The organism is Hymenobacter agri, from assembly GCF_054778495.1.
Genome location: NZ_BAAGZM010000075.1, coordinates 1 through 11,864, shown reverse-complemented (window position 1 = coordinate 11,864; position 11,864 = coordinate 1). Strand labels below are relative to the sequence as shown.

Annotated in this window: 8 protein-coding genes; 2 read left to right on the top strand and 6 right to left on the bottom strand. The window is 63.0% G+C overall.

Annotated features, from left to right (window positions below):
• Together ACYVDE_RS06420 and ACYVDE_RS06415 are read right to left on the bottom strand one after the other, a co-directional pair.
• A partial coding sequence (locus ACYVDE_RS06420) for an arabinan endo-1,5-alpha-L-arabinosidase (RefSeq protein ID WP_460500659.1) occupies positions 1 to 853 on the bottom strand: 853 nt, incomplete at its 3' end.
• Positions 854 to 1,011: 158 nt separating this feature from the next.
• Positions 1,012 to 1,992 (bottom strand): family 43 glycosylhydrolase, encoded by a 981-nt coding sequence (locus tag ACYVDE_RS06415; RefSeq protein ID WP_460500658.1) that lies wholly within the window; start codon positions 1,990 to 1,992, stop codon positions 1,012 to 1,014.
• Between the two features lie 240 nt (positions 1,993 to 2,232).
• Between ACYVDE_RS06415 and ACYVDE_RS06410 the strand changes: the two genes are divergently transcribed.
• On the top strand, positions 2,233 to 3,105 hold the full coding sequence (locus ACYVDE_RS06410) for an RICIN domain-containing protein (protein WP_460500657.1): 873 nt from the start codon (positions 2,233 to 2,235) through the stop codon (positions 3,103 to 3,105).
• A 164-nt stretch (positions 3,106 to 3,269) separates the two neighbouring features.
• Here ACYVDE_RS06410 and ACYVDE_RS06405 read toward each other — a convergent pair whose 3' ends face one another.
• The 3 genes from ACYVDE_RS06405 to ACYVDE_RS06395 form a co-directional block, all read right to left on the bottom strand.
• A complete protein-coding gene (locus ACYVDE_RS06405) occupies positions 3,270 to 5,441 on the bottom strand; it encodes an alpha-galactosidase (RefSeq protein WP_460500656.1) in 2,172 nt (723 codons plus the stop codon).
• Positions 5,442 to 5,621: 180 nt separating this feature from the next.
• Positions 5,622 to 6,602: a glycoside hydrolase family 43 protein gene (locus tag ACYVDE_RS06400; RefSeq protein ID WP_460500655.1), complete on the bottom strand. Its 981-nt coding sequence runs from the start codon at positions 6,600 to 6,602 to the stop codon at positions 5,622 to 5,624.
• A gap of 164 nt (positions 6,603 to 6,766) precedes the next feature.
• Positions 6,767 to 8,854, bottom strand: coding sequence for an alpha-L-arabinofuranosidase C-terminal domain-containing protein (locus tag ACYVDE_RS06395; protein WP_460500653.1), 2,088 nt, complete (start codon positions 8,852 to 8,854; stop codon positions 6,767 to 6,769).
• Between the two features lie 330 nt (positions 8,855 to 9,184).
• Here ACYVDE_RS06395 and ACYVDE_RS06390 point away from each other — a divergent pair, with 330 nt between their 5' ends.
• The gene (locus tag ACYVDE_RS06390; protein ID WP_460500652.1) at positions 9,185 to 10,285 is read left to right on the top strand and encodes a LacI family DNA-binding transcriptional regulator; all 1,101 of its coding nucleotides are present in this window, start codon (positions 9,185 to 9,187) and stop codon (positions 10,283 to 10,285) included.
• Positions 10,286 to 10,476: 191 nt separating this feature from the next.
• On the opposite strand, the gene ACYVDE_RS06385 is transcribed toward ACYVDE_RS06390, so the two are convergent.
• On the bottom strand, positions 10,477 to 11,478 hold the full coding sequence (locus tag ACYVDE_RS06385; protein ID WP_460500651.1) for a glycoside hydrolase family 43 protein: 1,002 nt from the start codon (positions 11,476 to 11,478) through the stop codon (positions 10,477 to 10,479).
• Positions 11,479 to 11,864 lie beyond the last annotated feature (386 nt).

Genomic DNA, 11,864 nt, shown 5'->3' with positions numbered 1-11,864 from the left:
GCCCCGAGGTTCCCAGCACCAGCGTGCCGGCCATGCCGGTGGTGCCGGCCAGGTCCACGCCGTTGCGGTCCAGAAACGGGCCGGTGGGGCTGCTGGAGCGGCCCACCACGATTTTATAAGTGCTGCTCGTGCCCTTGCAGCACAGCCCGCGGTTGGCGTAGAAGTAGAAATAGCCGTTGTCCTTCACCACATAGGCCGCCTCCCAGTCACGGGTGCCCGACACGGTGTTGCCCGCCACGCGCAGCGTCGATGCGCCCACTTTCTTGAGGCCCGTGCTGGGGTTCAGCTCCAGCACGCCCAGGCCGCCGTTGAAGGAGCCGTAGTACATCCAGAGCCGGCCGTCGCTGTTGAGCAGAATGGCCGGGTCGATGGCATTCACCTGGCTGCTAGTGGTGGAAGCCGCCACCTGGCCCAGGTCTGTCCACTTATAATTGGCCGAAGCCGGGTCGAGGGTGGGCGAAGTAGCCACGCCAATGGCCGACTGCGCCGAGCCAAACGTGGAGCACGAGTAGTACAGGTAATACTTTCCGTTCATATAAAAGCATTCCGGCGCCCAGAAATTGCCCGCAAAGCCCGGCACCGCTGAGTTTATCCAGGCCGGCCAGGTGCCCTTTGGGAAAATGGTTTGCGGGCCCGGCGTCCACTTCACCAGGTCGGTGGAGTAGGCCGCGTAGATGCCGTCGCCGGTCGTGAACATCCAGTATTTGCCGCCCTCCTTCACGATGCTGCTGGGGTCGTGCGCGCCGGGAGCACCTTGCAGTGCCGCCGCCGGCCGGGCCATGCCCGCACCCAGCAGCAGCACGAGCAGAAAGACCGCCCGGTAAATGGTCGAAAAACGTAGTGTTTGTTTCATGTGGTGGGGTTTTGATGGATGAAGAGAATGGTGCGTAGAGAGGCAAAAGGATTGATGGCGCGCTGCAATCATTTGCAGATAGTTTGGGCAAGGTTAGTTCGGCGTTTCGGCGTGCTAGGGCCGATGCTATCGTTGCTGAGAGGCGCCGCCGCCGGCCGCTAGGGCTTCACTACCGGCCAGCCGCCGGCGTCCCAGGCCAGCGGCTCGATGCGCAGCTTGGAGCGGCCTTTGTCGGCGGCGTCGTAGGCGTGGAAAATGAGGTAGTCGGTGCCATCGAAGGTGGCCACGGCGTTGTGGCCCAGGCCGTACCAGTTTTTGTCTCCGGTCAGCAGCAGCGAGCCGCCGCCCTGGGCCAGGTCCTGGCCGGCCTTGTCGAGGTAGGGGCCGGTGAGGGTTTTCGAGCGGCCCACCATCATTTTGTAGGTGCTCTGGGGGCCGCGGCAGCAGTAGTCGAAGGAGGTGAATAGATAATAGAAGCCGCCTTTGCGGAACAGAAACGGTGCTTCGATGGCTCCGTCGCCGGGCAGCGAGTCGTTGAGCTGCGGGTTGCGCGGACGGCGGGCCAGCGTGCGCCACTGCTCGGGCTGGGCCGGGCCGGTGAGGTCGGGCCGCAGCTGCACTAGCTTGATACCGCTCCAGAACGAGCCGAACGTGAGCCAGGGCCGCCCAGTCTCGTCGCGTATCAGGTTGGGGTCGATAGCGTTCCACATATCGCGCCCCGGCACCGATTGAATAACGCGCCCGTGGTCGGTCCACTTGAAGTTGGGCGCGGCGGGGTCAAGGGTGGGGGAGGTGGCCAGGCCGATGCACGACGTATTCTTACCGAAGGCCGAAATCGAATAGAACAGGTAGTACATGCCGTTGTGCTCCGAAATATCGGGCGCCCAGATGTGGTTATCGCGGAAGCCCGGCACGGCCTGCGTGGCCCAGGCCGGCGCGCTGGCAAACACCGGCTTCTCACGCTTCCACGTCTGGCGGTCGGCCGACGACCACACCGCAATGCCCGGCCCGGTACAAAAGAGGTAGTACGTGCCGTTCTGCCGAATCATTACCGGGTCGTGTACCGGAATGGGGGCCAACGCGACTTGCGCCTGCACCGGCGTGCTAATTCCGAATAAACTCAGCCACAACAGATTCACTAGACCGCGCAAACTAAGCATAAACGATTGTGCAACGGTGGTTGAATTGCAGAGACTCATATCGGTAACTAGCTAAAGGTACCGGGCAAAGCTACAAAAATTATTTACACAATCGTTTGTGAATTTCATTTGTGCGACGTTACATTTGTCGAGGTAGTCCTCACTCACCGACTGATGACGTCTTTGGTGCCACCAGTTCCTCGTCTGCAATTCATCCCACCATTCATTCTTCCCATTCCCATGAAAAAATCTGTACTCTTTGGGGCGCTGGCTGCTTTCGGCCTGCTCATCGGCAGCCACGCGGCGCAGGCCCAGGGCGCCATCACCAATGGCGCGACTTATCGCCTCACGCACTACGGCGTGGTGGCCGACAACTCGGCCGTGCAATACGGCGTACCGGCCGGCTCGCCGCTTTGCCTCGATGTAGACCGCAACCTGACCACTGCCGGTGCTTTGCTGGCCCAGTGGGGCGAAAACACCAACGACGGCCAGCAATTCGTGTTCGTTTTGCAAACCGACGGGTCTTATAAGCTGCGCCACAAAGGCACCGTGCAGTATCTGCAGTCGGTGGGTCTGTCTAAAGTGGCGGGTACCCGCATCGAGCAAAACGTACTGCTGACCAGCGGTGACGATGCCCAGCGCTGGTTCATTACCGACCCCGGCTCCAATGGCCGCTACAAACTCACGCTGAAAAATTCGGCCAATGCCCAAGGCGTTGCGCAGGTGCTGGAAATAGGCTTTGGCAGCCCTGCTCCGGGCGCGCAGGTGAACCTGTGGGATGACAATGGCTTCGAGCAGGCCCAGCGTTGGACGCTCACGCGCACTGCGCTGGCCACCAAGAATGCCGCCGGCGAAGTACTCTGGCTGCAAGCCTACCCCAACCCCGCCGGCCGCGGCCAGGCCCTGCACCTGCGCGTGGAGGCCCAGCGCCCCGGCGCCGCCACCATTGAAGTACTGGATGCCCTCGGCCGCCCGGTATACCGCCAGAACGCCTCGCTCGTAGCCGGCGGCAACCCCCTCGACCTGAACAACGCCGCGCTGGCCCCCGGCCTCTATCTGGTGCGCATGACGCAGGGTGATTTCGTGCAGCAAACCCGCTTCGTGCAGGAATAGCACAGCGTTTAAAACTGAAAAAGGCGCGCATTCCCGGTGGGAATGCGCGCCTTTTTGATTGTAGCGTGGACTTTCAGTCCGCGAGTGAGCGGAGCGAGCATCCGGTCCAAGTACGACGCGGTAGTAGTTCACTGCGCTCACTCGCGGACTAAAAGTCCGCGCTACTATTCCGCCACAAGCTCCAGCACATGGCTCGTGAGGGCCTTCGCGTCGCCGTCCGACACCACCACGCCCACCTGCATGAGGTAGCTGCCGGAATACGTCTGGCCGTTGGCGGCGAGCGTCGATTTCTGGCCGGGCATGAGGTTGATTTCGGTGAGGCGGTAGCGGCGGGCCGCGTCGAGGCCTTGCAGCTTCACCGGGCGCACGGTTTCGAGGAAGCGGGTGTGCAGGTTGTAGCCGAACAGCACGGCTTGGCGCTGGTTTTCGGCCACGTACATCAGGGCCGCCTGGTTACCCTCGTAGGGCGAGCGCAGCCGGAATAGGTCGCCCTGCCAGATGACGGGGCTCAGGCGCTTGTAGTCGCGCACGGCCTGCTGGCTGAATTTCAGCTCGTCGGGCGTCATTTTATCCACTTCGATGTCGTAGCCGAGCTTGCCCATCATGGCCACGTCGGTGCGGAATTTCAGGCTGTGGCTGCGGTTCCAGTTCGTGACGTGGCTAGCGATGGTGTTGGCGGGGAAGAAGTTGGAAAAGCCCCACTGAATGAAGATGCGCTCGAAGGCATCGGTGTTGTCGGAGGCCCAGAACTCGGTGAAATATTTCAGCCCACCGTACTCGGCCCGCGCGCCGCCGCCCGAGCACAGCATCATGGGCAGGTGCGGGTACTGCTGGCGCACGCGGGCCATCACGCGGTACAGGCCGCGCACGTAGTCGATGTAGAGGTGCGACTGGTCTTTACCTAAATACTGCGAGTAGCCGCTGCTAATCATGCGGTTGCAGTCCCACTTCACGTAGGCCACGCCCTGGGCCAGCTGCCCCGCCACGGTCTGGTACACGAAATCCTGCACCTTCGGGTTGGTGAGGTCGAGCACGAGCTGGTTGCGGTAGAGGTCGTCGGGGCGGTTGGGTAGTTTCAGGAGCCAGTCGGGGTGCTGCTCGGCGAGGGCGCTTTTGGGGTTCACCATCTCTGGCTCCAGCCAGATGCCGAACTTGATGCCTTCTTTGGTGGCGGTTTGCACGAGGTGGCCCACGCCGTTGGGCAGTTTGGCGGCGGTGGGCTGCCAGTCGCCGAGGCCCTGGCTGTCGTCTTTGCGCGGGTATTTGTTGCCGAACCAACCGTCATCGAGCAGAAACACGTCGGCCCCCAGCCGGGCCGCGTCGCCCATCAGCCCATCGAGCCGGGCTTCGTTGAAATCGAAATACGTGGCTTCCCAGTTGTTGAGCAGCACAGGGCGCGGCGCGGTGCCGTCGAGCGTGCCGCCGTGCCGGCGGGCCCAGCGGTGCAGGTTGCGCGAGGCTAGGCCCTTGCCGGTGGTGCTGTAGGTGAAGATGAATTCGGGCGTGACGAACGGCTGCCCGGCCGGCAGCGTGTATTCCGACGCGTAGGGGTTGATGCCGGCCGACACGCGCAGGGCCTCTTGGTTGTCGACCTCAAACGCCAGCCGGAAGTTGCCCGACCAGGCCAGCGTGCCGGCCAGCACCTCGCCGCTGGTTTCGTCGGCGGGCTTGTCGAGGGCCAGGAAGAAGCTGGGCGTCTGGTACCAGCCGGCGCGGGTGCCCAGCTTGGTGTCAATCACCTTCACGCCGCTCGTGAGCTGGCTGTCCTGCTGCTTGGCCTCCTCGGCCCAGTCGCCGTGAAACTGACTCAGCCAATACTGCCGCGCATCAAAATGCAGCATTGCCGAAGCGTAATTGGTGAGCGTGACCGGCTTTTTCTCGCGGTGCACCACCTCCGTCCAGGTCTTGATAACGTCTTCCTTCGCGTAAGCCGCGAAGTGCAGCTGTACGTCCACCGGGTACTTCGGGTCGCGCAGATGAATGGTGGTATTGGCCACGCCATCGGCGGCGGGCTGGGTTTGCACGTCCACAAATTCCAGCGCCAGCGAGGGGTTGCCGTCGGCGTGCACCATGCGCAGGGCGGGCTCAAACAGGTTGTCGGTGCCGGCCGGCGGGTAGGCTTCGTGGCGGAAGGGCAGGGGCGCGTAGTCGGCCGCGGCGGGCAGCTTCGTGCCCAAGTAGCGCTGGTAGAGCTTGTGGTTTTCGCCCACGGTCAGCACCAGGCTCACGTGCTCGGTTTCGACAATAACAGTCGGCGTAGCCGCCGCGGCCGGAGCTTGCGCCATTGCCGAAACTTGAAGGAGTAGCAGGGTGGCCGTGAGTACGGATTTGCGCATGGGACGGGGCGGGTGGAAAGTGTGAGGAAAAAAAATAGAGGAAAATAGAACGTCATGCTGAGCGCAGTCGAAGCATCTCTACCGCGTAGGTAAACCCATCGATTGGATTACTTACGCGGTAGAGATGCTTCGACTGCGCTCAGCATGACGTTCCTTTACTTGGATGTAATACTCGCGCCGCTACTTCGCCGCCCCAACGCCCTCGCTCGTCATCACCACGCGCTTCAGGGTGCCGTCGGGGTTGTAGTAGAGGTAGTCGATGCACACCGAGCGGCGGAAGCTGCCGCCGTCGTTCGGGATGCTGCCGTTGTGATAGATGAAGTACGACTTGCCTTTGAAGTCGATGATGGCCTGGTGGTTGGTGTTGGAATTACCCGCCACCTCGTTCAGCAGGCCCTTGAACACCCACGGGCCTTCGATGCTGCGGCTCATGGCGTAGCCGATTTTCTCCGGAAACAGGCAGGCGTAGCTCAGGTAGTACCAGTCGTTGTGCTGGTGCACCCAGGGCGCTTCGGTGTAGCTCGGCAGGTTGGTTACCTGATGAATCTCGCCGTCGAACTCGGTCATGTTGGGCTTCAGCTTGGCCCAGTAGCAGTGCGTGTTGCCCCAGTACAGGTAGGCCTGGCCGCTTTTGTCGATGAACACCGTGGGGTCGATGTCGTCCCACGAAATCTTGCTTTCGGTCTGGCTGTTCAGCACCAGCGCCGAGCCGCGCGCGTCCCGAAACGGGCCGGTGGGGCTATCGGCCACGGCCACGCCAATGGCCTTGCCCGGCACGCTGCCGTGCTCCACCGCCGCGTACCAGTAGAACTTGCCGTTGCGCTCCACCACCTGCGAGGCCCAGGCGTCGTCCTTGGCCCAGGCAAAGGCCTTCACGTTCAGCGGCGACGGGTGCTCTTTCCAATGCACCATGTCGGTGCTGGAGTAGCAGAGCCACTCGTGCATCACGTAGCGCTGCTCGGGGGCGGGCGCTTCGTCGTGGCCGGCGTAGAGGTACACCGTGCCGTTGTGCACCAGCGCCGAGGGGTCGGCCGTGTACTTGTCTTTAATGATGGGGTTGCCGGGCGCGGGCAGCGCCGGGGCCTGCGCCTGCGCGGCAGGTGCGGCGGCAAGGAGCAGGACGGCGGCCAGCAGCTGGCAGGAGAGGAAAGCGGTTTTCATGTCTGTGGATTCCTGATGATTCAGGCGCTGGCAGAACGAAGTAGAGACGCAATATTTTGCGTCTCGTCGTTGCTGATGTTGTTAGGACTGCACCATTTGGCGCGGCTCTGTGCAGGGCCGGCCGTTCAACGACGAGACGCAAAATGTTGCGTCTCTACTCTGTTCTAGCGCTTGCCGGGGATGCGCAGCACCGTGAGCGAGTACGGGGCCAGCGTGTAGCTCACGTTGGACGACGATACTTTGAACGTCGTCTCCTGCGGGGCCAGATTTTGCGGTTTGTCGAGGCTGTTCACGGCGTTCAGGTCGGTGCTGGCGAGCGTGGTGGCGCGGCCGGTTTTGCCGAGCTTTTTCACGCCGGGCAGGCTCAGTGCCACGGGGCGGGCGGTAGCCGAGTAGTTCACCAGCTTCACCACGATGTCGCCGCTGGCGTCGTCGGCTACGGCGCTGGCGAAGAGGTTGTCGGTGCCGTTGGCGGCGTTGGCGGCGCGCTGCACGGGCAGCATGGTGGTGCCTTTGTTGTTGGCGTACAGCTTCTGCACGTAGTAGTTGGGCGTGCCGTAGGTGCGCAGGTTGTCGAACCAAATCATGTTCGGCGTCCACTGCCAGGCGTCCACGTGGGCCAGCATGGGCGCGTACGACGCCATCGAAACCTTGTCGGCGTTGCGCTCCAGGCCAGTCATAAACGCGGCTTCCGAAATGGCGGCGTCCCAGCTGTTCTTGTTGTCGGGGCTGGCGATGCCCACGGTCTGGGCGGCGTACTCGCCGGCGAAGATTTTCGCGCCGGTGGTGGGGTAGTTATCGTAGCGGCCCACGTTTTTGCGGAACCACTCGGGGCTGGCGTAATAATGCTCGTCGATGTACTCGGCCTTCCAGTCGCGCAGCTGCTTGGTGGCGGTGTCGAATAGCGCGCCTTCGGGCGCGGGGCCGGCGCTGCTCACAATCTGCATGGCCGGGTACTTGGCCTTCACCGCCTTCGCAAACGGCTCGTAGCGAGCCAGGTACTGTGGTCCCCACTGCTCGTTGCCGATGCCAATCATCTTCAGGTTGAACGGCGCGGGGTGGCCCATGGCCACGCGCTTGGCGCCCCAAGCGCTGCTGGCCGGGCCGTTGGCAAACTCAATCAAATCGAGCGCATCCTGAATAAACGTATCCAGCGTGGGCTCGTCGGTTGCGCTAGCCGTGCCCGCGTTCGGCCCCTTGGCGGCGCTGCTGATGGGCGCCAGCTCGGCCGAGTTGAACTGGCAGGCCATGCCCACGTTCAAAATCGGCAGCGGCTCGGCCCCGATGTCTTCCGCGAGCTGAAAATACTCGAAGAAGCCCAGCCCGAACGACTGGTAATAATCGGGCGTGAATTTGTTGATAAACTCGGTGTTCCAGCGGTTTATCATCGGCTTGCGCGAAGCCACGTCGCCAATGGTTTCCTTCCACTGGTAGCGGTTGGCCAAGGTGCGCCCCTCCACAATGCAGCCGCCGGGGAAGCGCAGGAAGCCGGGCTTCATGTCCTTGAGCAGCTGCACGATGTCGGGCCGCAGGCCGTTCTCGCGCTTATTCCAGGTGTCTTTCGGAAACAGCGACACCACGTCCAAATCGAGCGTGCCAGTGCCTTCTACGGTCAGCTTGAGGCGGGCGCGGGCAGCTGTGCCGGTGGGCTTCAGCACCACGCTGTACTTCTTCCAGGCGCTGGTGAGGCCGGTGATTTGCGTCTGGGCCAGGGTGCGGCCCGAGGCGGGCGTTTCGGGGCCGGGGCCGCCCTGGCCGGGCTCTTCCAGCGTCACGTTCACGGCCGAGATGTTGCCCGCGCCGCGCCGCAGGTAAATGGAGAACGTGTATTCCGCGTCCTGCTTCAAACCCATGCCCCGGAAGCCTTCGTTCACAAAACCCGCGTCGGGGTTGGCGGTGGCCACGCTCAGGCGCAGGAAGTGGTCGTTGGTGGGGCCGATGGGGTTTTCGCTCGAAATGCGGTAGTCGGCCAGGCCAGCCGCGCCGCGCAGGGCCTTCCAGCCCAGCAGGTGGTCGTCGGTTTCGAACGAGCGGTTTTTCACCCGCTCGGGGTAGAGGCCGCCGTCGGCCGCGAAGTTGATGTCTTCAAAAAACAGCCCGTACATGTTTTTGGGTACGGGCGCGCCGGGCTTGTTCACCTGCACGGTGAGGGCGGTGGGCGCGGTTTGGGCGCGGGCGGCGGGGCCGAGCAGCTGGCCCAAGGCCAGGCCGGCGGCCAGCGGGAGCATTCGGGTGGGAGCGAAAACGGGCATAGCGGGAAAAATAAAAATGATGCGGAGGAGCGGAAGCACCCCGGCCGCCGCGCCCAAAGCGCCGGCGGGTGAGTGCGTACTATCAAATCGATTGTATTGAAACGGTTACTGACACAATCGATTGTGTAAAGTAAAGCGAAAACGTTTACATATGCTGTATCTTTCGCCGAAACTGACCAAATGTCCCCGGCATTACACAACTATTATTGTGCGGTGAAGTAGCGGGAAGCTGCTGAACTTGCGTAGTTTTGGGGGATTTTCCAGGGCAAGCGCCCCGTGTTTTACACAACTGCTTTCCCGCGCACCGCCTTGTGCCCCGCCCCCCGCTTTATGGCTCCCCGAAAAAAAACTGCGCCCGATGCGGCGGCCCCCACCAGCCCGGTATCGATGGCCGACCTGGCCCGCGAGCTCAACGTGTCGATGACGACCATCTCGCGCGCGCTCAGCGACCATTTCAGCATCGGCCCGGCCATGAAGCAGAAGGTGCAGAAGCTGGCCAAAAAGTATAACTACCAGCCCAACCACATGGCCTCGGCCCTGCGCAAGGGCAAGAGCAAGCTGCTCGGCATTGTGGTGCCCTACATCGAGGGGCGGTTTTTCCCGTCGGTGGTGCACGGCATCGAAACCGCCGCCAGCAAGGCCGGCTACAACGTCATCATCTGCCAGTCGAACGAAGACGTGGCCCAGGAGCGCCGCAACCTCGACTCGCTGCTGAGCGCCCAAGTGGCCGGCGTGCTCGTTTCGCTCTCGCGCACTACCCTCGACCACAAGCACTTCGACAAGCTGCGTAGCCGCGGCCTGCCGCTGGTGTACTTCGACCGCGTGGTGGAGGGCGACAACGTGAACACCGTGGTGCTCGACGACCGCGAGGGCGGCTACCTGTCCACGCGACACCTGCTGGCCCAGGGCTGCCGCCGGGTGGCCCACCTGGCCGGCCCGCAGCACCTCAACATCTACAAAAACCGCCGCCAGGGCTATTTCGACGCCTTGCGCGAGGCCGGCTTGCCCGAAGACGAAAGCATGGTCATCTACACCGACATGCTGCAGGAGCAGGGCGCCGCCAGCCTGCGCCAGCTGCTGGCCCTGCCCAACCCGCCCGACGCCATCTTCTCGGCCGGCGACTACTGCGCCCTCGGGGCCATGCAGGAGGCCCGCCGCCAGGGCCTGCGCGTGCCCGAAGACCTGGCCATCAGCGGCTTCAGCAACGAGGCATTCACCGTCGTCACCGAGCCCACCATCACCACCATCGACCAGCGCTGCGAAGAAATGGGTCAGGCCGCCGTGCGTCTGCTGCTCGAAGTCATCGACTCGAAAGGCGAGAATTTCACCCCCCGCCAGGTAGCGCTACGGCCCGAGCTGCTGGTGCGCGGCTCGTCGCAGCGCCCGCCCGAGGTGGCGGAGAAGAAGAAGCGGAAGGTGGCGGTTGGGTAGAAATGAGTTGTCGTCCGTGAAACGGACGGATGCCGAACGAAAACAGCACGTCATGCTGAGCGCAAGCGCAGTCGAAGCATCTCTACCGCGATAGTAATCCCAACGATTGGATTTACTACCACACGCGAGATGCCTCGGCTGCGCTCAGCATGACGTTCTATTTTATCCAGTAATTCCAAACCACCTGATAATTACGGCCGAACCGGCTGGCCCAGCACCAGCTTGTCGCCCGATACATCGACGGCGAACAGGTGCGGGATGCGGCGGTACACGCCTTTGATATCCTTGTGGCTGTGAATGGCCATGAGCAGCTTGCCCTCGAAGGTGCGGAACAGCATGCCGTGGCCGTAGTTGGGCGGGGTGATGGGCGCGGGCTCCTGCACCCAGGGCCCGTTGAGGGTGCCGCTGGTGGAGTAGGCCACGCCCTGCGTGTACACGTCGTAAATCCAGCTGGTCCAGAGCATGCCGAGGCGGCCGGTGCCGGTGCGAAACAGGAAAGGCCCGTCGGTGACTTTGTTGGGGCGGATGGGGCCTTGGCGCGGGTTTTCGCGGCTCCAGGGCGCGTCGCTGGCCCGAAACAGGACTTTGCCCGCGCCCACCGTGCCGCTCAAATCGGGCTTCAGTTCGATTTTTTCTACGGTGCCGTTGTCGTTCTGCACCCACTCGTGGCAGTACACGAGGTAGGGCTTGCCGTCTTTATCCACCCAAAACGTGCCGTCGAGCGTGGACTTGTTGGCGGGCAGGTAGGTGGCGTCCTGCATCGGGGTGAATGGGCCGTCGGGGCGGCTGCCCACCAGCACGTGGCTGGCGCGGCGCTCCAGCGCGCCGCCGTTGCCGCTATCAATTTTGAGGGCCGGGTTGGTGAAGGTGGCGAAGTAGTAATACTTGCCTTTGTAGGGGTGAATTTCGGCGGCCCAAATCATCGGTTTCGGGCCCATCCAGGAGGCGGGGTTGGGCCGGGCCACCACGTAGGGGCCGGCCCAGGTTTTCAAATCAGGGCTTTTCCAGAGCAGGCCGCCGGTGCCGGTCATGTAGTAGAGGTGGGTTTTCGCGTCGGCCAGAATGAACGGGTCGCTCAACTGAATGGAATCCAGCGGAATGTTGGTTTTGATGGACGGCGGGGCCGTTTTTTGGGCGCTGGCCGCGAATGGCAGCAGCGCGGTAGCCAGCAGAATCAGCCAGTTGTTTTTCATGAAGAATCAATTCTGGTTTGAGGTAGGGGCGGGGCTTGCCCCCGCCCGTCGTTCGCACCATTGGGCGGAATCGTGGCAACGGTGCGGGCGTCCGGGCGGGGGCAAGCCCCGCCCCTACAAAAACATTAAAACTGCCCACGCAAAGGACCGAGGCCATTGTCCCACCAACGGGCCCCGGTCCGACTGGCTGCGGCATCCGGAACGGACGCGGGCAACCAATTTCTGCGCAAGCGTGCCGCGAGTGCGGCGGAGTTAAAAAGCAGTTTTGGCGGCCGCTATTCGGCGCGCAATTCGATGGTTTTGGTGGGCAGGCCGGGGGCGGCCAGCGCCACGCGGATAGGGCCGGCCGCGCCGGTGGCCTGCACGTAAAGCAGCAGTCGGCCCTG